Source organism: Corallococcus sp. bb12-1, from assembly GCF_026626765.1.
GTDB lineage: Bacteria > Myxococcota > Myxococcia > Myxococcales > Myxococcaceae > Corallococcus > Corallococcus terminator.
In genome coordinates, this window is the sequence record NZ_JAPNJZ010000018.1 from 1 (window position 1) to 19976 (window position 19976).

Genomic DNA, 19976 nt, shown 5'->3' on the forward strand with positions numbered 1-19976 from the left:
CCGACTACACCGCGTACGAAGAGCTGCTGGACGTCTTCAAGGCGTTCACCGCCATCCCCATCCTGCTGGAGGGCGAGCGCGGCTACGCCTTCACCCACGACGACCTGCGCCGTGAAATCCAGGGGCGCGGCCTGTCCGCCCTGCTCTTCTCCAACCCGTGCAACCCCACCGGCAAGCTGGTGCAGGGGGACGAGTTGGCGCGGTGGGTGGGCGTGGCACGCGAGCTGGAGTGCACGCTGCTCATCGACGAGTTCTATTCGCACTACATCTGGACGGGCCGTCCGGGCGTGCTGCCGGTGGAGAGCGCCGCGCGGTACGTGGAGGACGTGAACCGCGACCCGGTGGTGCTCTTCGACGGGCTCACCAAGAACTGGCGCTATCCGGGCTGGCGCATGACGTGGACGGTGGGGCCCAAGCAGGTCATCGACACGGTGTCGAGCGCGGGCAGCTTCCTGGACGGCGGCGGCAGCCGGCCCCTGCAGCGCGCGGCGATCCCGCTGCTCCAGGAGGACACGGTGGTGGCGGAGACGCGCGCCATCCACTCCACCTTCCGCGAGAAGCGCGACAAGTTCCATTCGCGCCTGGAGCGGCTGGGCATCCGCACGGACCGGGCGCCGGACGGGACGTTCTACGTCTGGGGCAACCTGTCCGGACTGCCCGCGCCGCTCAACGACGGCATGGCCTTCTTCCGCGCCGCGCTGGAGCACAAGGTCATCAGCGTGCCCGGTGAGTTCTTCGACGTGAACCCGGGCAAGCGCCGCGCCCGGGCCTCGCGCTTCCGCAGCTACGTGCGCCTGTCCTTCGGCCCCTCGTGGGAGACGCTGGACAAGGCGCTCCAGCGACTGGAAGCGCTGGTGCTCCAGCACACGCCCGCGACCTGAAGCACGCAGCAGGGCCGGCCCCGGTCAGGACTCCGGGGTCGGCACGCCGCGGAACTCCGCCGTGGCCATCACGTGCACCTTCTTGCGGTGCGACAGCGGGAAGCCCAGGGCCACGCGGCCCTTGAGGTAGTTGCCACCGGAAGACATGGACACCGAGGAGCCCTCGTCACCGGCGTTGTAGCCCCCGCGCCCGGTGGCGAAGAGGTGCGCCTCCAGCGTCCGTTCAGAGAAGCGGTGCAGTCCCGCGAGCTTCACGCCCAGCCCGGCGGCCACGCGGCGGGCCTTCTTCACCGACTCGCGGGCCAGCTCCTCCAGCCAGTCCTGGCGGAACTCCAGCTCGCGCGAATAGCCCCACTTGAGCTCGCGCAGCGTCGCCTGCTTCATCGTGCTGAAGGCCGCGAGCACGTCCCCCAGCCGCTCCACCTGCTCCAGCCGGATGCGCAGCACGTACACCGCCGAGGACGAGCGCGTGAGCAGCCCCTCCGACATCTCCGCCTGCACCGACTGGAGGGTGAAGGCCGTGCGGGGCACGCCCAGATCCTCCAGCGCGCGCACCAGCACCACCACCTCCCGCGCGTTGGTGAACGCCGCGTTGCCGGTGAAGAAGGCCGACGCCTTCACCTCCACCACCGCGTCCACGTGGTCCGCTTCCAGCTCGTGGTCGGCGGACAGCTCCACGACGATGAGTCCCGACTCGGTCCCGGCCTGCTCCGACATGCGCCCCTCTTCGCGGGTGTGCGGCCCCACGCGTTTGGAAGGGCGGGAGTATAGGCTGCCCCCACGACCATGCGACGCATCCCGTCCCGGCTGTGGCTGTTGTGCGCCCTCTACTTCGTGCAGGGACTTCCGTTCGGCTTCCAGGTGACGGCGCTGCCCGTCTACCTGCGCACGCGCGGCGTCTCGCTGGCCGCGCTGGGCTTCGCGGGCGCGCTGTCGCTGCCGTGGATGCTCAAGGCGCTGTGGGCCCCGCTGGTGGACCGCTACGGCTCCCAGCGCGTGGGCCGGCGCCGCTCCTGGATATTGCCCATGCAGGCGGGCCTGGCCCTGGCGTGCGTGGGCGCCGCCTTCGCCGCGCAGCGGGACTCGCTGCCGCTCTTGCTGGGCCTCATCTTCGTGATGAACCTCTTCGCCGCCACCCAGGACATCGCGGTGGACGGCCTCGCGGTGGACCTGCTGCGTCCGGAGGAGCTGGGCCCGGGCAACACCGCGCAGGTCGTGGGCTACAAGCTGGGCATGCTCACCGGCGGCGGGCTGCTCGTGTGGGCCAGCTCGCGCATCGGCTGGTCGGGCCTGTTCCTCGTCATGGCCGCGCTGTGCCTCACGGTCTTCACCGTCGTGCTCTTCGTGCGAGAGCCGCCCCCGCGTGAGCAGGAGGGGCCCGCCGGGCCGAAGCTGGACTGGCCCGCGCTCTTCGCGCGCCTCAAGTCCGCGCTCACCCTGCCGGGCACCGGGTGGCTGCTGCTCTTCATCGGCACGTACAAGCTGGGCGAGTCCATGTCCGACGTCCTCTACAAGCCCTTCCTCGTGGACTCAGGCTACACGCCCGCCCAGATTGGCCTGTGGGTGGGCACGTGGGGCACCGCCGCGTCGCTCATCGGGTCCACCTGTGGCGGCCTGCTCGCCGCGCGCCTGCCGCTGCTGGGCGCGGTGGCGCTCACCGGGACGCTGCGCCTGTTGCCCCTGGCGGGACGGTGGCTCCTCACCCAGGTGGGCGTCAGCGACGCGGGCGTGCTGGGCGTCACCCTCACCGAGGAGTTCTTCGGCGGCGCGCTCACCACGGTGATGTTCGCCTTCATGATGTCGCGCACCGACCGCCGCATCGGCGCCACGCACTACACACTGCTGGCCAGCGTGGAGGTCGCGGGCAAGGCACCCGCCGGGCCGCTCGCGGGATTGCTCGCGGATCCGAAGTTCGGCGGCTGGGGCTATCCGAACGTGTTCCTGTTGGGCGTCGCGCTGTCCGCCGCGTTCCTCGCGCTGCTCGCGCCCCTGCGCCGCAACAGCCCCGCGCCCACGGCCCAGCCCGTGCACCCGTGAAGAGGTGAAGCCCTGACGCACCGCCGCAAAAGCGCCCCGGGCCCCGCGTTCCTCCCGGGGTCGCTTGCGGTCCCCGCCGCCTCTGTCATTGATTCGCGCCACGGTCCGGGTGGGCGGAGCGCACGCTCCGGCCCGGCCCTCAACAAACTCCTGGAGGAAGCGACATGGCGGAGATGAAGACGTACGCGGGTGCTTGCCACTGTGGACAGGTCAAGTACGAGGCCCAGACGGACCTGGCACAGGTGGTGAGCTGCAACTGTTCCATCTGTCACAAGCGCGGCCTGCTCCTGACCTTCGTCCCCCCGGAGCAGTTCAAGCCCCTGGCCGGCGTGGACAACCAGAAGCTCTATCAGTTCAACAAGAAGGTCATCGACCACCTCTTCTGCTCCAACTGCGGCGTGGAGTCCTACGGCACCGGCATGGGCCCGGATGGCAAGCGGATGTTCGCCATCAACGTGCGCTGCCTGGACGGCGTGGACATCTCCACGCTCACGCCCATGCCGTACAACGGCCGGGACGCGTAGGCATCCCGCACGGCCCGCCGCCTACGCGCGGCGGGCCCGCCACACCAGGCCGGCGGCGAGGACCACGGCCGTGGGCGCGACCCAGGGAAGCGACTTGCGCAGGCGGTGCTCCCAGACGTCCACCCGGTCCGCCAGGAGCAGCAGCATCCAGTGCGAGGGAACGTGGTCCGGCTTGCCGTAGGCGGCCCTTCGCAGCAGGCCACTCAGCCCCTGTGGAGGCTGGGCCGTGCCGAACACCGGGGGCATCTGCCTGCGGCCCGCGTGCTTGTACACCGGCACATCCGCGTGCTGCGGCGCGATGGGCACGCGCGCCCCCGCCAGCGGCCGCGGTGCGGTCTCCATCGGGACGCCCGGGCGCCGGGAGGTGTCCAGGTCCACGGCGATGTCCGTCGCCTTCTGCTTCGACTTCGCCCGGGGCGTCGCGGTGCGTGGTTTGCGAGGTGTCTTCTGGCGCATGAAAGGCTTCCGGGTTGTTGAAGCGGGTTCAGGTCAGGCGTGGCCGTGGGGCATGAGGACGCACTTGATGCACCCGTCCTGCTTGTCGGAGAACAGGTCGTAGGCCTCCGGCGCCTGCTCCAGCGGGAAGCGGTGGGTGATGATGGCCTTCGCGTCGATGCGCCCCTTCTGGATGTGCTCCAGCAAGTGCGGCATGTAGCGCCGGGTGTTCGCCTGGTTCATCCGCAGCGTCAGGCCCTTGTTCATCGCGGTGCCAATGGGGATGAAGTTCCACGGCGGCCCGTACACGCCGATGATGGAGATGTTGCCGCCCTTGCGCACGCTGTTGATGCACCACTGGATGACGGTGGGCGCGCCGGCCTCCAGCTTCAACCCCAGGCCCAGCACGCGGTGCGCGCGCGAGCCTTCCGCCTCCATGCCCACCGCGTCGATGCAGACGTCCGGGCCCCGCCCTTCGAACATGTCCTTCAGGTGCAGGACGATGTCGTCCACGTGCTTGAAGTTCACCGTCTCCACGTTCGCGAACCTGCGCGCGAACTCCAGGCGGTACGGCAGGGGGTCCACCGCCACCACGCGGCCCGCGCCCATCAGCCACGCGGACTTCATCGCGAAGAGACCCACCGGGCCCGCGCCGAACACCACCACCGTCTCCCCACCTTTTATCTCTCCCATCTCCGCGGCCTGATAGCCGGTGGGCAGGATGTCGCTCAGGAAGAGGACGGACTCGTCGTCCATGCCGTCCGGAATCTTCATGGGGCCCACGTCCGCGAAGGGCACGCGCACGTACTCCGCCTGCCCGCCGTCGAAGCCGCCGGTGGTGTGCGAATAGCCATACACGCCGGACGCCACGTCGCTGCCCGGGTTGCTGTTCTCGCAGTTCCCGGTGAGGCCGCGCTGGCAGTAGAAGCAGGTGCCGCAGGAGATGTTGAAGGGCACCACCACGCGGTCGCCCTTCTTGAGCTGCGCCACTTCGCCGCCCACCTCCTCCACCACGCCGGTGAATTCGTGGCCGAAGGTGCAGCCCACGCGCGTGTCCGGCACCAGTCCGTGGAGCAGGTGCAGGTCGGAGCCGCAGATGGCGGCGCGGGTCACCTTGAGGACCACGTCCTGGGGATGCTCGATGCGCGGGTCGGGCTTCTGCTCTACCTGGACGCGGTAGGGACCTTGATAGGTGAGTGCACGCATGCGCGGTGATTCCTCCGTCCCCAAGGGGTGAGGACGGCCGCGCGCCACGACAAGGGACGGTGCGCCCCGAGGGCCAGGTCGCCGGGTCGCCCTACTGCGGAGCGAAGGTGCCCACGGGCAGGTCCGCCGCCCGCCACAGATACCAGCTCACCACCGTGCGGTAGGGGCGCCAGCGCTCGCCGTAGGCCAGGAGCGCCTTGGGCTTGGGCATCTCCTTCAAGCCGTTGAGCACCATGAAGCCCTTGCGCACGCCGTAGTCGTCCACGGGCAGGATGTCCGGCCGGCCCAGGCGGAAGATGAGCAGCATCTCCACGGTCCACTGGCCAATGCCTCGCACTTGCGTGAGGTGTTCAATCAGGTCCGCGTCGGACATCCGGCGCACGCGGGCGAGCGTCGGCACGGTGCCATCCACCGTCTTGCGCGCCAGGTCCTGGATGGCCAGCAGCTTGTTCGCGGACAGGCCCGCTTCGCGCAAGGACAGGTCCGGCACCGCGAGCAGCTTCTGGGGCGTGAAGCCCTTGCCCTGCCCCACGCGTTCGCACACGCGCCCGAAGATGGTCGCCGCCGCGCGGCCGTGGAGCTGCTGGTAGACGATGGAGTGCGCCAGCGCCTCGAAGGGGCTGTGCAGCGGACTGCGCTCCATGCGGAAGGGGCCCACCGTCTTGAAGAGGGGCCCGAGCGTCGGGTCGGCCTTGAGCAGCGAGCGCCGCACGGCGGGCGTGTACGCGTCAGGAAGCAACGAAGGGGACGGGGCGGGAGCGCGCGGCATGGACCGCATGCTGCCCTGCCCCGTGCCACGCGCAACCCCGTTCCCACGCGTTCCGGCTAGATGGGCGCGGCGCGGTCGGTCTCCTCGGGCACCTCCATGCGGGGCTCGCCCTCCATCATCGAGTCGAACTCCTCCTCCATCTGGATGCCCAGGTCTTCCAACTGCTCCTTGCTCAGGAGCTTGCGCGCGGACTTGAAGAGGTCGTCCTCCTCCTCTTCGACGTGGTGCTCCACGTTCTCCTGGAGGACCTTCATCTTGGCGTCGAACTCCTCGTCGTCCGCCTCCATGCCCAGCAGGTCCGCGATGAGGCGCTTGACCACGAGGTGCTCCTCGGCGGCCTCGCGCAGCTTGTCCTCGGTGTCGTCCGTCTTGAGCGCCGGATAGAGGTAGAGCTCCTCGATCTTCGCGTGCGCCCCCAGCCGGTCCGCGATCTGTTCGAAGAGCTCCTGTCGCTCCTCGTCGTTGTGATCCGCGAGCTTCTCGTACTTCTTGAACAGCTTGGACACTTCCTCGTGCTGCTGCTTGAGCAGTTCCAGTGCGTTCATGTCGTCCCCCAGGACAGGTGCTAGTCAGGTGCTGATAGATGGGGGTGGGGGCCCGTGAATGGAAGCCTCCCACCCGCACTTCTCACTTCACCGGCAATTTCCGCGACGGGAGATCCTTCAGCGCGGGGCCGTTGAGCACGCGGCCGGTGGGGCTGAAGCGGCCGCCGTGGCAGGGGCAATCCCAGGAGCGCTCGGCGTTGTTCCAGTTCACATGGCACCCCAGGTGCGTGCACACGGGAGACACGGCATGCGCGGTGCCATCGTCCTCGCGGTAGACGGCCACCTTGTGGCCCTCCACTTCCAGAATCTTCCCTTCGCCCGGGGCGACGTCCGCCAGGTGGTGACCGTCCGGCTTCGCCAGGCGGTCCGCGACGAAGCGGAAGGCCACGTCCGCGTTCTCCTGGAGGAAGTCCTTCGCGCTGGCCTTGGGCTTCACGCGGCCAGGGGCGTACAGCGCGGCGTAGGGGTTCTGGTTGCCGAGGATGAGGTCCGACACCACCATGCCGGCCAGCGTCCCGAACGTCATGCCCGTGCCGGAGAAGCCCGTGGCCACGTACACGTGACGGCGGCCCACGTTGCGGCCGATGAAGGGCAGGCCGTCCGCGGGTTCGATGATCTGCCCCGACCAGCGGTGGGTGAGGCGCTTCACGGGCAGGTGCCTCACCGCGTAGTCCTCCAGCGCGGTGAAGCGCGAAGCGGTGTCCTCCTCCGCGCCGACCTTGTGGTCCTCGCCGCCCACGATGACGTACGGCACGCCGCCCACCTGCTGCGTGCGGATGTAGTGATAGGGCTCCTGGCTGTCGTAGTACTGGCCCGCTTCCAGCGGCCCCTCCAGCGGCCCCGCCACCGCATAGGTGCGGTAGGGGTAGAGCCTGGTGTGCATCGCCACGCGGTTGAGCGGCGTGGTGGTGGCCTCCACCACGGTCTGGGCGGTGACGGTGCCCCGCTCGGTGACGACGCGGCAGGGCGTGCCGTCATGCAGGTCCACCACCTTGGTGTTCTCGAACAGGTGGCAGCCGTCGCCAGGGATGGCGTCCGCGAGCGCGAGCAGGTACTCGCGCGGGTGGAACAGGGCCTGGTCCTCCACGCGCAGCGCGCCCTTCACCGGGAAGGGCAGCGGCACGTCCCGGGTGAAGGAGGCCAGCAGCCCCACCTGCCTCGCGGCGGAGACTTCAAGCACCAGCTCGCGCAGCTCCCGGTCGGTCTGCGCGTACTTGAAGGCCGGCACCCGGGTGAAGCCGCAGTCGATTGCGAGCGACTCCACCAGGGAGGCAATCTGTTCAATGGCGGCCCGGCTGGAGGACGCGGCCAGGTGCGCGCCCTTGTCACCGAAGTCCTGGAGCAGCGTGGTGTACGGCGTGTCCAGCAGCTCCGTCAGGTGCGCGGTCGTCTGCCCTGTCTGGCCGGAGAGGATGCGGTGCATCTCCAGCACCGCGACCTTCTTGCCGGCGCGCTTGAGCAGCCAGGCCGTCGTCAGCCCCGCGATGCCACCTCCGATGATGGCCACGTCCACCGCGAGGTCGCCCGGCAGGGTGGGAAGGTCCCGGGGCGGGGTCGTCACCGTCCAGAGGGATTTGTTCAGGCGCTCGTCATTCATGGCTCAAGGCTAGGAATCCGCCCCCCAGGGCATAAGCCACGCCTGCCATGCCCTGACCGGCCGCCTGCCCAGCTCGGGGTGTGTGCGACCCAACAGAGCCCCGCTCCGGGTGTTGGCAAGTCAGGCCCTTGGAACAGGAGTGGCTGGGGCGCGATGACCCCAGCGCGTTAGAACACCTGAGCCGGGGGTCCGCGCGCCGGGCGGGCCAAGGAGCGGTGTCGAGATGCCCGTGGAACGCATCGCTGGCTCGGCCAGCCTCGTGGACCTGCTGGACCGGATGTTGGACCGGGGACTGCGCTTCGACGCGCGGGCCCTGGGAACTCCGGGCCACGCCGCCTCATTGGAGGGAAAGGCGCGGATCGTCGTGGCATTTTCGGAGGTCCGCACCGCAGACTCGCCGGAACGCGGACTCCCGCCGCGTGAACCCTCACCCGGAGCGTAAGTTCGTGGCGTCTCCAGCCCCGCTGCCCCCCGCCGAAGCCGATGCCGGGGCGCGCCTCGTGCTCGCCGAGCACCTGCTCGCCTGCGAGTCCGCCATCGCCTGTGCACGGACCTTGGTGGAGTGGCTCACGCGGCAGACCGGGGTGCCGGTCGCCTGCCTGGGGCCGAGCGACGGTGGACCCGCGGCCGGCTGCCTGGCCAGTGAAGGGCTGACGGGAGCCCAGCAGACCGCGCTCGGGCTCGCGTGGGAGGAGCCCGCGTCCGCGCTGGTGGCCTTCCGCACCCGGCCCGGAGCCCGGTGGCTGGCGGCGGACGCGCTGGAAGGCAACGTGTTTCCGGGCGGCTTCCTGGCGGTGCCACTGGGCCGGCCCGGGGCGCCCGCGGTCGCGCTGCTGGCGGTGGGGCTGTCCGGGCCCGGCGTGCCGCAGGACGTGGCGTGGGCAGCGTCATGCGCCGGGCCGCTCCTCGCGCGGCTGGTGGCCTCCGATGCCCGGGCGCCGCGACGGCTGGAGCCAGACCGACTCCTGCGCCGGGTCATCAACGCGGTGTCGGACCCGGTGCTGCTGACGGACCCGGAGGGCGTGCTGCTCTTCGCCAACGGCCGCGCGGAGGCGCTGCTGGTGGCGGGCCCGGATGCCAGCCCCGGACGCGCGCGGGCGGTGGAGATCAACCAGCGCCTGTTCCGCGAGACGCTCGTGCAGGGCGGCGCCCTGGGGACGGGCGTGCACCGGCGCGAGGTGCCCCTGGTGGATCCCGTGGAGGGCATGGACCTGCTCTTCGAGCTGGTCACCACGCCGGTGCTCGCGCCGGACGGCCCCGCGGTGGTGGTGAGCGTGCTGCGCAACGTGACGGACCTGGGCCGCGCCGCGCAGGCCCTGGGGGAGAGCTACCGGCGGCTGCGCGCCACCGAGCGCGAGGCGCGCAGCGAGCGCCACCGGTTGGACCGGGTGCTGGACTCGGTGGCGGACCCCATCATCCTGTCCGACCCGGCCGGCGGCATGGTGATGATGAACGACCCGGCCGAGCGCCTCTTCGCGTGGCCCCACGAGTCGGGCGAGGCCTCCATGCGCCGGGTGCGCGCGAACGACGCGCTCTTCGGCTCCTTCCTCTCCCACCTGTTGGGCCCCGACAACGCGGGCGTGTCGCGGTGGAAGAGCCAGTTGACGCTGGACGACCCCGCCACCGGCGCGCCCGTTCCCATGGAGGCCATGGCCAACAAGGTGCTGGGCGACCAGGGCGAATTGACGGGCATCGTCACCGTCTTCCACGACCGCACGGAGGTGCTGGAGCGGGCGCGGCTGCTGGAGCGGGTGAAGGAGGTCTCCAGCGAGCTGGAGGCGCGCGTGCTGTCCGCGACGGCGGAGCTGGCGGAACAGAACGAGAAGCTGCGCCGGCAGGCCATCCAACTGGAGCAGGCGAGCGCGGCCAAGTCGCAGTTCCTGGCCAACATGTCGCATGAGTTCCGCACGCCGCTCAACGCCATCCTCGGCTACACGAACATGCTGCTCCAGGGCGTGTCCGGAGAGATGACGCCGCCGCAGCGCCGCAACCTCACCCGCATCGACTCCAACGGGCGGCACCTGCTGGAGGTCATCAACGAGATCCTGGACATCACCCGCATCGAGGCGGGGCGGATGCCGCTGCACCTGACGGACTTCGGGATGCAGGAGCTCCTGCTGGAGGTGATGGGGGAGATGGATCCCATCATCGCGCGCAGCAAGCTGACGGTGGAGACGCACCTGGAGGAAGGACTGCCGGGCGTGTGGACCGACCGACAGAAGGTGAAACAGATTGTTCTCAACCTGTTGTCCAACGCGCTGAAGTTCACGCATGAGGGCAGCGTGAATGTGTCGGTGGAGTATCAGAACGGCACCGGCACCCTCGCCATCTCGGTGAAGGACACGGGGATCGGCATTGACGTGTCGAACCAGGAGAAGATCTTCGAGGACTTCCAGCAGGTGGACAGCTCTCCCACGCGGGCCTATGGGGGCACCGGCCTGGGACTGTCCATCTGCCGTCGGCTGGCGACCATGCTGGGGGGGCGCGTCTCCCTCCAGAGCACTCCGGGCCAGGGTTCGACCTTCACCCTGCACTTTCCACGACGCGCGAGACGGACATGACGAACACCCCGGAAAAACCCAAGCCGCTCGTGCTGGTGGTGGACGACTACCAGGATGCCCGGGAGATGTACGCGGAGTACCTGGAGTTCTCCGGCTTCCGCGTGGCGGAGGCGAAGAACGGCCAGGAGGCGTTGGACAAGGCCTTCGAGCTGGTGCCGGACGTCATCCTGATGGACCTGTCCCTGCCGGTGATGGATGGCTGGGAGGCGACGCGCCGGCTGAAGGGCGACGAGCGCACGCGGCACATCCCGGTGGTGGCGCTCACCGGGCATGCGCTGAAGGGGCACTCGGAGGACGCGAACCAGGCCGGGTGTGATGCGTACGTCACCAAGCCGTGCCTGCCGGACAATCTGGTGGAGCAGGTGAAGAAGATGATCGCACGGCGCGAGGCGGCCTCGGCGAGCTGAAGCGTTCCCAGTCGAAAGGCGGAGCACGCCATGGCGACGAAGCAGCAGGCGGAAGTCACGCGGGAGGGCCGGGCGCACTACCTGTACGCCATCGTGCGGGCGGAAGGCGGCTGGGAGCGGGACCTCGCCGGGTTGGGCACGGCGCCGGTGCGCACGGTGCGCGAGGACGACCTGCTGGCGCTGGTGTCCGACACGGCGGGCCTCCGGGTGGCGCCCACGCGGGCCCATCTGCTGACCCATCAGCGCGTGACGGACGCGGTGCTGCGCGAGCACACGCTGGTGCCGGTGGCCTTCGGCACGGTGCTGCCGTCGGAGGAGCGCGTGCGGGAGGTGTTGCGCACGGCCCACGCCCCGCTCGTGCGCGCGCTGGCCATGCTGGACGGACGCGTGGAGCTGGGGCTGAAGGTGTACTGCCACCGCGACGCGCTGGCGCGCCAGTTGGAGGAGGAAGCGCCCCAATTGGCCCGGCGGCCCTCCGAGCCCGAAGAGGACCACGAGCAGCGGATGGAGCTGGCGCTGCTGGAGCGCACCACGCGGGACATGGACGTGCTGCGTGACGGGTTGGGACCGCTGGTGGCGGCCACGCACGAGTCCGCGCCCCTGGGAGAGCGGATGCTGCTCAACGCGGCCTTCCTGGTGGACCGCGCGGCGGTGTCCGCCTTCGAGGCACGACTGAAGACGCTGGCGGCGCGCACGGAGCTGTACGCGTACCGCTTCACCGGGCCCTGGCCGGGCTACAGCTTCGTGGACGTGCGGCTGGGCGTGGAGGCCAGCCCCGCCGCGGCGTCCTGACGGGCGTTTCAGCGCGGGGGCGCGGTGAGCTTCGCGGCCTCCTCGGCCAGGGACTCCAGGCCGCCGCCCATGCGCGTCCAGCCCGGCGTGAACTCGGTGCGCGCGTACCACGTGTGATCCGTCGCCATCGCCATGGAGAGCTCGCCCACGGGCTTGCCGGCGCGCTGGTATTCGATGCGGAAGGCGGGCGTGGAGGCGAGGCCCGGCGGGGACTCGCCCCGGCCGAGGAACTCCAGCGGGGTGAGGCGCCACACGCGGTCGTGCCAGTTGCGGGTGAAGTCGTCCGGGGTGCCGGGTGCGTCCACGGGCGACAACTGCACGGCGCCCGGGGGCTGGCCGCTGGCCACGAAGGCGCGGGAGGTGGTGCCGGCGGTGATGACCACGCGGTCGAAGCCGTCCACGTCGAAGGTGTGCAGGCGCCGGTCCACGAGCCGGCTGGACGCGGCCTCCAGGTCCGACAGCAGCGCGGGGCCCAGGAGGAAGACGTGGCTGTCGGAGGGCCGCTGGAGGTAGGGCGCGCCCCAGCCGGAAGCGGGGGCCGCGAGGCGGAAGGTCTTCGGCGTGCTGTCCACGGTGAGCGTCAGCGCCCGCTCCGTCTTCGCGAGGCCGAGCTCCTCCAGCTTCTTGGCGTCCAGGACACCCAGCTCGCGCTGGGCCCGCAGTGGGGCGAACTTCGCGAACAGCTTCTGGGCCAGGTCGTTGCCTCGCAGCTCACGGGGCGGTGGCACGGGGGCCGGGGTTGACGGTGTGCCGGCATCGGCGCCAGCGGTGGCGAGGGCACCCGCGTCCGAAGCACGAGCGGGGCCCGCATCGGAGGCTGCGTTCGCACGGGATGTCGCGTCGGCGATGCGAGCACCCTCGCCTGCATCGGAGGGGCCTGCGTCGGGCGCCGCGCGGACGAGCGCATCCACATCGCCGCCATCGACACCCGCATCCGCGCCCACGGGCTCCACCTTCGGCTTCGCGGGCTTGCTGCCCAGACGGACCCAGATGGCGTCGCGGTCCTGGGCGTCGCGGAACAGCTCCACGAAGCGCGCCTCGTCCTCGTAGCGGACCCGGTCGAGCGAACGCACCTGCGCGTCCTCCACCGTCACCTCGCCCGCTGCTCGGGACGGCTCGCGCTGCCACACGAAGAACGCGGCCACCAGGGCCACGCCCGCCAGGACTCCTTGCACGGCCACGTCGCGCGCCTTCATCGCGCACCTCCCACCGCTGCGGCGCTCCGAGGCGCACGCCGTCCGCGTCTGCGCGTCACGAAGAAGCCCACCGCCAGCACCACCACCGGCGCCAGGAAGACAGTCGCGTAGAACCACGCGACATCCTGCGAGCGCGTGTGCTGCAACGGCACGTCCTCTTCGCTCGTCGTCGCACCGGAGAGCGCCTCCTCACCGGAGAGCCAGCGCAGCGTGTCCACCGCCAGGTACGCATTGCCCACGTTGCCGAGGATGCCGTCGCCCAGCGCATCCGCGTCCGCCATCACCACCGCGCGCGGCGCGGGCTTCCCCTCCCCCGCCGCCGGCTTCTCCACCGCCACCACCAGCGGCCATGCCCGCGTGACGTCCGCGGCCTGGGGCTCGAAGTCGCCGTTGAGGTCCGCGAAGGTCTCCGCGTGCGCACGCACGCTCACGTCCAGCTTCACGCCGGGCACGGGCGGCGACACCAGCTCCAGCGCCACCGCGCCCGGGAACGCCACCGCCGCCTGTGAGCCCAGCGCGGACAGCGACGTGACGGACGGGTGCGAGGAGAAGCTCGCCGTGCCAAGGTTGCCCCGGTCGCTCACCTGACGCGTGGTGCGGAAGAAGACGCGATCATTCGCCAGCGGCACGCGCAGCGACCGCAGCCCCAGCGGATTGAGCAACGGATCCAGCGCCGCACCGTCCGGCTCCAGCGCGATCCACAGCCGGCCCCCCTGCTCCCAGTACTCCTGGAGCGCGGTGACCTCCTCCGGGCGCAGCTCGCTCGTGGGCCCCAACACCGCCACCATCGCCGCGTCGCGCGGCACCTCCGAGCCCAGCCCTTCCGCCGCCGTGAGCGTGCGCACGTCCACGTTCTGCGCGCGCAGCAGCTCCTTGAACTGCGCCACCGAAGGCCGGGCCGCTTCACCGGGAACGGGCCGCGTGTCGGCGCGCTCCCCGTGGCCGCCCGTGAGGTAGACGATGCGCCGGGGCTTCGCGACCGACAGCATGCGCCGCTGCACTTCGGCGTCCAGCCGCTGGAGCTGTCCCCGCGCCCGCTCCACGTCCAGGCCCAGCGTCAGGACCTCCTTGCGGTCCCCGCGCGACAGCACCACCGAACCATTGTTGCTGACACCCAGCGCCTTGCCCCGAGCAGGCTCCACCGCCTGATCCAACGACTCCACGCTCAGCAGTGGGCTCTCCGGCTCCAGGTCGCGGAAGTACTGCCGCACCGCCTCGCCCACCTCGTTGGCGGGCGGAAAGAAGAGCGTCACCTGCAAGGGCTCGTTGAGGCCGAGCACCAGCTTGCGCGTCGCCTCGCCCGACCGGGCGGTGCGGAAGTACGACAGGTCCCAGGTGGCATCCGCCTTCGTCGCCACGTAGGTCGCCGCGAACGCGAACACGCCCACGAAGGCCATGCCCAGACCGGAGAACAGCGCGCTGCGCACCCGCCCCGTCTCCGGCACCGGCGCCCGCGCCATCGCCACGAGCGCGGTCTCCACCAGCACCAGCGGCAGGAGCGCGCACACGAGCAGCGCCGGGAACAGCACCGCCAGCACGCCCGAAAGTCTCGGAGCGGAGCGCGACAACGGCGCCCCGAACAGCGCCGTGCCCACGTCCCCCTGGACGAAGTAGAGCACCAGCGCCCCCAGCCCCAGCGCGTACAGGGCCAGGACCCACCGCTCCAGCGAACGCCGGGCGGGAGGGGCCGCCAGCATCCGCACCACGCGCCAGCCCGTGGCGCCCACGGCGACGGCGACGCCCAGCGCGGCCAGGGCCACGCGGCCGGAGCCCACGCCCAGCACGCGCTCCGCGATGAAGACCGCGACCAGCCCCGCGACGAAGGCCACCGTCGCGGCCAGCCCGGTACCGAAGGAAGCTGTCGTGCTCATCGCCACCTCCGCGCTTCCAACACCCGTGTCGCCGCGAACAGCGCCACGTACGTGACGGCCAGGTAGTAGACGACGTCGCGCACGTGGATGAGCCCTGCCTGGAACGGGGGGAAGTGCTGGTTCCACAGCGACATCGCGCTGAAGACATCCGACAGGGGCTGCTCGGTGATGCGCGCGAGCAACCAGCACAGGATGAGCGCCACCAGCATCACCGCGGAGAAGATGGCCGCGAGCAGTTGGTTCTTCGCCAGCGAAGAGCCGAACGTGCCCACCGCCAGCGACGCGCTGCCCAACAGCAACAGTCCCAGGTAGCCCGCCGCCACGTGCCCGAAGGACACCTTGCCGTTCACCAGCACCAGGAGCGGCATGTACAGCGTGCACAACAGATAGAGCGCGAGGAACGCGAGCCCCGCCAGGAACTTGCCCAGCACGATGTCCCGGTCGCGCACCGGCGACGCGTACAAGAGCGGCAGCGTGCCCGTCTGGCGCTCCTCCGCGAGCAGCCGCATGGAGACCAGGATGGCCGCCACGATGGTGAAGCCACTGGAGTAGTAGAAGAAGCCGGACAGCACCTCCGCGGAGCGCTTGCTCGCGCCGCCCAGGGCGTACGCGTTGAAGAACAGGCCGTTCACCGCGAGGAGGATGGCGAGGATGACGTAGCCGCTGAGCGTGCGCAGGTAGCCGGCCAGCTCGCGGCGGGCAATCAGGAGCGCCTTCACGCGCGCACCTCCTGGCCCGTCAGCTTGAGGAACAGCGCTTCCAACTGCCCTTCTCCCGCGTCCAATCGCAGCAACTCCAGCCCCGCGCCCACCACCGCCCGCGCCACCTGGGGCCGCAGGTCCGGGGACGCCGCCACCTTCAACCCGAGCACCTCACCCTCCCCCTGCCGCACCTCCACCGCGCCGAACCCCTGGAGCGCTTCGAGCGCCCGCGCGCGCGAGCCCCGCACCTCCAACTCGATGGAGGGACCGCCCAGGCTGCGCGACAGCTCCTCCTCGCTGCCCTGCGCGAGCAGCGCGCCCTTGTGGATGATGAGCAGCCGGTCACACGTCTGGGAAATTTCCGGGAGGATGTGGCTGGACACGAGCACCGTGTGCGCGCCCTTGAGGCCGCGGATGACGTCGCGCATCTCGACTATCTGGAGCGGATCCAATCCGCTGGTGGGCTCATCCAGGATGAGCAGCGCGGGCCGGTGCACCAGCGCCTGCGCCAGGCCCACGCGCTGGCGGTAGCCGTGGCTGAGCGTGGAGATGACCTCGTCGTGCACGTCGCGCAGGCCCGTCTTCTCCTCGGCCTCGCCCACGTGGACGGGGGTGGCCTTCGCGGGCACGTCGCGCAGGCGGGCGACGTAGGTCAGGTATTCGCCCACCGTCATCTCCTCGTAGACGGGGGGCACGTCGGGCAGGTAGCCGATGCGCTGGCGCACCTCGTGGGACTGGTTCACCACGTCGTGCCCGTCGATGACGACGCGCCCCGACGTGGGCAGCAGCACGCACCCGAGAATCTTGAGCGTCGTCGACTTGCCGGCGCCGTTGAGGCCCAGGAAGCCAATCACTTCACCCTGACCGATGGTGAAGGCGAGGTCGCGGATGGCCGCGTGCTCGCCATAGAACTTCGTCAGCCCATCGACCTGGATCATCAGGACTCCTCGAAGCGAGGGGGAAGCGGCGCACTTCTGTCCCCCCGCCCCGGGAGTGTCAAGCACGGGCCTACGTGTGGCGGAATTCCGCGCCCTCGGTGGTCCGGCCCAGGGAGAAGCGCAGCGCGCCTTCCAGGTCGGGGAACAGGAAGGGGAAACCGTGCGCCTGGGCCACCGTGGGCAGGACGTGGGCGCTGGAGAGGAGGGTCTCCTCGCCCATCTGTCCGAACACGGTCTTCACCACGCCCACCGGCAGCGGGAAGAGGGCGGGACGGCGCAGCACCTTGCCCATCACCCGGGCCAGCTCCCCCTGGCGCACGGCGTGGGGCGCCACGGCGTTGAGCGGGCCGCGCACGGCCGGCGTCGCGATGGCGAACTGGATGAGCCCGAGCAGGTCCTCCAGGGACACCCAGCTCATCCACTGCTTGCCGGAGCCGATGGGCCCACCCCCACCCGCGAGGAACGCGGGCGCCAGCTTCGCGAGCACCCCGCCGCTCGCGTCCAGCACCACGCCGATGCGCAGGTGCACCACGCGGATGCCCGCGGCCTCGGCGGGCGCGGTGGCGGACTCCCACTGGCGCGTGACGTCCGCGAGGAAGCCACCGCCGACACCGGACGTCTCCGTGAGTTCCTCGTCGCCCCGACTGCCATAGAGGCCGATGGCGGAGGCGCAGACGAGCACGCGAGGCTTGCGGCTGGCGCGGGCCAGGGCCTCGCACAGCACGCGGGTGCTCTCCGTGCGGCTCTTGAGGATCTCCTGCTTGCGCTCCTCCGTCCAACGCCCCTCCGCGACGTTGGCGCCGGACAGGTGCACGACCGCGTCCAGGCCCTCCAGCCCTTCCGCGTCCACGGTGCCCCGGTCGGGCGCCCAGGCGATGTCGCCCCGGGCCGCGTTCGGACGGCCGCGCACCAGCCGCTTCACGCGGTGCCCGCCGGTGGAGAGGAACGACGCCAGCGCCTTGCCCACCAGGCCCGACGCGCCGCCGATGGCCACCGTGAGAGGGGCCTGGTCCTTGAAGGCGGCATGGCGGCGCAGGTCCATGCGGGTGAGGGTATGGCGGTACGCGAACATGCGCTCCAGGCGCTCGCGCGCGTAGCCGCCGCCGAAGGTGTCCCCGAGCGTCCCCACGGGCAGCACGTACTCCACCGCGTCCTCCAGGACGGACGCCTGGGGGGTGGTGCCTGGGTGCATGCGATGGTCGTGGACCCACTTGGTGAAGGGACCTTCACGCTGGGTGTCCTGGAAGGAGGCGCCCTCCACGTAGCCGGTGTGTTCGGCGACCAGGCGCTGGGGGATGGGGCCCAGGTGGATCTTCACGACGACGCGGGCGCCAGGACGGATGCCGTCGCCGGTGCGCTCGACGACCTCGGCGGTCTCCCAGGGAGGCGACAGGCGCTCGAAGGCGCCCTCACGGGTGTGCCAGGCGAAGAGGTCGGCGGCGGGGACTGGCATCTGGCTGCGCGCATCGAAGACGTGCGACTTGCCCATGGGTGCTCCTGGGGGGAGATTGCGACCGCGCATGCTTAATCCCGACCTCCTCGACCGTGCAGTCGAATTGCTTCGACGCGGCGGTGTCATCGCCCTGCCAACAGAGACGGTCTACGGCCTCGCGGCCAACGCCGAGGACGAACTGGCGGTCCGTCGCGTTTTCGCCATCAAGGGCCGGCCGGCCACCCACCCCCTCATCGTGCACATCCCCGGGGCGGAGCACCTGTCCCAGTGGGCCCGGGTGGTTCCGGAGGAAGCGACAGCCCTGGCGCGGGCCTTCTGGCCGGGACCGTTGACGCTGGTCCTGCCGCGCACCGCGAGGGCCACGGACGCCGTGACGGGAGGCCAGGACACGGTGGCGCTGCGCGTGCCGGGGCATCCGGTGGCGCTGGAGGTGCTGCGACGGCTGGGCGGAGGCGTGGCCGCGCCCAGCGCCAACCGCTTCGGCCGCGTGAGTCCCACGACGGCCGGGCACGTGGAGCAGGACCTGGGCGGCGATGTGGATCTGGTGCTGGACGGTGGCCCGTCCACGGTGGGCGTGGAGTCGACCATCGTGGACCTGTCCTCCGGTGCGCCCGCCATCCTCCGGCCGGGAGGACTGGCGACGGAGGAGGTGGAGCGGGTGCTGGGCAGGACGGTGCCAGTGCGCGCGTCCACCACGGTGCGCGTGTCCGGTTCGCTCGCGTCGCACTACGCACCGCGCGCGGGTGTGGTGCTGGCGGAGCCTTCTGATGTGTCGCAGCGGGTGGAAGCCCTGCGGGCCCAGGGCCTGCGCGTGGGCGTGCTCGGCCCCGCGTCGCTGTCACTGCCGGGGGATGTGCAGCGCTTCGACGTGCCGGGAGAACCGGCGCAGGCCGCGCGCGTCCTGTATGCCCGGCTGCGGGAGGCGGATGAACAGGGCCACGACGTGCTCGTGGCCTGTCTGCCTTTGGCGAGCGGCCTGGGCATCGCGGTGAGGGACCGGCTGTCTCGCGCCGCGGCCCCGCGCGACTGAACAGCGAGGGGTTGTTAGAAGTCCTTCGCCATTCGCTTCTGCTCCAGTTCCATGGCCTGCCTACGCGCCTTCGCAATCTCAGGCGCATACCGCGAACTCTCGTATTCGACGACCACCGCCACGACGCCTGGGGCCGTCACGCTTGTGAGCAGCACCTGACTTTCAACGGTCTCCCAATGGCTCATCAGCAAGAACCGCTTTTGGGCGGCGCGAGCCTCTCGCCGCGCCTCCATCTCATCATTTTCCGCCCGGAGGTCCATCCGCTGCTGCCCGTAAAGATCCGGCGGCACTCCACCCGGTAGCGACGAAGTCACCTTCCCCAGGAAGTACACGGCATCAGCAGCGGATCGATAGCTTCCCACCCGCCGCTGAGCCTCGTGGACAGTGTCCCGGTCACGCCCCGGTGTCCCATACTTCCGAGAAAGCAGGCGACGCAGCAGCAGATGGGCCTCCCTTGAGTTTCTGACCTCCGGGGAAAAGACATCCACTGCTGCGAACCTGTTCTCGACAAATCCAAGCGTCACGATGGCGGGCATTTTCGCGAGCAGGGTCTTCCACCGAAGCGCATTGCCATTGAGCAACCCTGCTTCAGGGAAGAGCGCTTGCACTTCCTCAAGAGTCATTCCCCAGCGGGCCTCTTGAAACCCCTCGGGGCTACGATAGCGCGAGCCCTGCCGTTCCCAGTCGCGCAGGGCTTCACGACGTTGCTGCGCGGTGGGCCCTTCTCTCCGGGTCGCGCATCCCACGGACAGCCCCAACATCAAGACACAACCCAGAATATCCAGCCTCAAGGGACCTCCGACCTGGGCCACGAGACAATCAGGAAGGTCTTCGACCTATCGCGGATCCGTGGAGAATCAGGATTCTCGCACGCCAGTGGCTCGACATAAAAGAGAGAGGCCCCCAGCAGAAGCCCGGGGTCCGGTCGCCCCAGGGGGCCTTGCAGCAAGCGACCGTGGGCATCCACGGCGCCGGTCCTTGAGAGGGAGCCACGTGCACGGGACTGACCGCAACCTGGTAGTTATTCATCCCG

At 70.4% G+C, this 19976-nt stretch carries 20 protein-coding genes; 8 read left to right on the top strand and 12 right to left on the bottom strand.

The features are described from left to right. Positions 1-881 (top strand): pyridoxal phosphate-dependent aminotransferase (locus OV208_RS20775; RefSeq protein ID WP_267575613.1); only part of this gene is annotated, 881 nt, incomplete at its 5' end. 24 nt (positions 882-905) lie between these two features. Here the strand turns inward: OV208_RS20775 and OV208_RS20780 are convergent. Then, positions 906-1598, bottom strand: a complete 693-nt coding sequence (locus OV208_RS20780) for an SIMPL domain-containing protein (protein ID WP_267575614.1) — start codon at positions 1596-1598, stop codon at positions 906-908. 69 nt (positions 1599-1667) lie between these two features. Between OV208_RS20780 and OV208_RS20785 the strand changes: the two genes are divergently transcribed. Together OV208_RS20785 and OV208_RS20790 are read left to right on the top strand one after the other, a co-directional pair. Then, on the top strand, positions 1668-2918 hold the full coding sequence (locus tag OV208_RS20785) for an MFS transporter (RefSeq protein WP_267575615.1): 1251 nt from the start codon (positions 1668-1670) through the stop codon (positions 2916-2918). Positions 2919-3082: 164 nt separating this feature from the next. Then, positions 3083-3442, top strand: coding sequence for a GFA family protein (locus tag OV208_RS20790; RefSeq protein ID WP_267575616.1), 360 nt, complete (start codon positions 3083-3085; stop codon positions 3440-3442). Between the two features lie 21 nt (positions 3443-3463). Here the strand turns inward: OV208_RS20790 and OV208_RS20795 are convergent, their stop codons facing one another. From OV208_RS20795 to OV208_RS20815, 5 genes are all read right to left on the bottom strand, one after another. Then, positions 3464-3898, bottom strand: a complete 435-nt coding sequence (locus tag OV208_RS20795) for a hypothetical protein (protein WP_267575617.1) — start codon at positions 3896-3898, stop codon at positions 3464-3466. A gap of 33 nt (positions 3899-3931) precedes the next feature. Further along, positions 3932-5083 carry a zinc-dependent alcohol dehydrogenase gene (locus OV208_RS20800; RefSeq protein WP_267575618.1) on the bottom strand — a complete coding sequence of 384 codons (1152 nt, stop codon included), beginning with the start codon at positions 5081-5083 and terminating at the stop codon, positions 3932-3934. Between the two features lie 91 nt (positions 5084-5174). Then, positions 5175-5852, bottom strand: coding sequence for a DNA-3-methyladenine glycosylase family protein (locus tag OV208_RS20805; RefSeq protein ID WP_420715037.1), 678 nt, complete (start codon positions 5850-5852; stop codon positions 5175-5177). A 56-nt stretch (positions 5853-5908) separates the two neighbouring features. Further along, positions 5909-6397, bottom strand: a complete 489-nt coding sequence (locus OV208_RS20810; protein WP_267575620.1) for a hemerythrin domain-containing protein — start codon at positions 6395-6397, stop codon at positions 5909-5911. Between the two features lie 82 nt (positions 6398-6479). Further along, positions 6480-7994, bottom strand: a complete 1515-nt coding sequence (locus tag OV208_RS20815) for an FAD-dependent oxidoreductase (RefSeq protein ID WP_267575621.1) — start codon at positions 7992-7994, stop codon at positions 6480-6482. A gap of 223 nt (positions 7995-8217) precedes the next feature. Here OV208_RS20815 and OV208_RS20820 point away from each other — a divergent pair, with 223 nt between their 5' ends. The 4 genes from OV208_RS20820 to OV208_RS20835 are packed head-to-tail and all read left to right on the top strand — an operon-like array spanning position 8218 to position 11754. Beyond that, a complete protein-coding gene (locus tag OV208_RS20820) occupies positions 8218-8436 on the top strand; it encodes a hypothetical protein (protein WP_267575622.1) in 219 nt (72 codons plus the stop codon). A 4-nt stretch (positions 8437-8440) separates the two neighbouring features. Then, positions 8441-10555 carry a PAS domain-containing sensor histidine kinase gene (locus OV208_RS20825; protein WP_267575623.1) on the top strand — a complete coding sequence of 705 codons (2115 nt, stop codon included), beginning with the start codon at positions 8441-8443 and terminating at the stop codon, positions 10553-10555. Further along, positions 10552-10962, top strand: coding sequence for a response regulator (locus tag OV208_RS20830; protein WP_267575624.1), 411 nt, complete (start codon positions 10552-10554; stop codon positions 10960-10962). The genes OV208_RS20825 and OV208_RS20830 overlap by 4 nt, the downstream gene beginning before the upstream one ends. A 30-nt stretch (positions 10963-10992) precedes the next feature. Next, positions 10993-11754: a GvpL/GvpF family gas vesicle protein gene (locus OV208_RS20835; RefSeq protein WP_267575625.1), complete on the top strand. Its 762-nt coding sequence runs from the start codon at positions 10993-10995 to the stop codon at positions 11752-11754. 8 nt (positions 11755-11762) lie between these two features. Here OV208_RS20835 and OV208_RS20840 read toward each other — a convergent pair whose 3' ends face one another. The 5 genes from OV208_RS20840 to OV208_RS20860 form a co-directional block, all read right to left on the bottom strand. Next, positions 11763-12950 (bottom strand): hypothetical protein, encoded by a 1188-nt coding sequence (locus OV208_RS20840; RefSeq protein ID WP_267575626.1) that lies wholly within the window; start codon positions 12948-12950, stop codon positions 11763-11765. After that, positions 12947-14821 (bottom strand): Gldg family protein, encoded by a 1875-nt coding sequence (locus OV208_RS20845; RefSeq protein ID WP_267575627.1) that lies wholly within the window; start codon positions 14819-14821, stop codon positions 12947-12949. The genes OV208_RS20840 and OV208_RS20845 overlap by 4 nt, the downstream gene beginning before the upstream one ends. Then, positions 14818-15540, bottom strand: a complete 723-nt coding sequence (locus tag OV208_RS20850) for an ABC transporter permease (RefSeq protein ID WP_267575628.1) — start codon at positions 15538-15540, stop codon at positions 14818-14820. Before OV208_RS20850 ends, OV208_RS20845 begins: the two co-directional genes overlap by 4 nt. Next, positions 15537-16460, bottom strand: a complete 924-nt coding sequence (locus OV208_RS20855; RefSeq protein ID WP_267575629.1) for an ABC transporter ATP-binding protein — start codon at positions 16458-16460, stop codon at positions 15537-15539. The genes OV208_RS20850 and OV208_RS20855 overlap by 4 nt, the downstream gene beginning before the upstream one ends. Positions 16461-16530: 70 nt before the next feature. Then, entirely contained in the window at positions 16531-17949 is a 1419-nt protein-coding gene (locus OV208_RS20860) for a TIGR01777 family oxidoreductase (protein WP_267575630.1), read from the bottom strand. A gap of 31 nt (positions 17950-17980) precedes the next feature. Between OV208_RS20860 and OV208_RS20865 the strand changes: the two genes are divergently transcribed. After that, a complete protein-coding gene (locus tag OV208_RS20865) occupies positions 17981-18943 on the top strand; it encodes an L-threonylcarbamoyladenylate synthase (protein ID WP_267575631.1) in 963 nt (320 codons plus the stop codon). A gap of 14 nt (positions 18944-18957) precedes the next feature. Here the strand turns inward: OV208_RS20865 and OV208_RS20870 are convergent, their stop codons facing one another. Next, entirely contained in the window at positions 18958-19734 is a 777-nt protein-coding gene (locus OV208_RS20870; RefSeq protein ID WP_267575632.1) for a hypothetical protein, read from the bottom strand. Between the last annotated feature and the right edge of the window lie 242 nt (positions 19735-19976).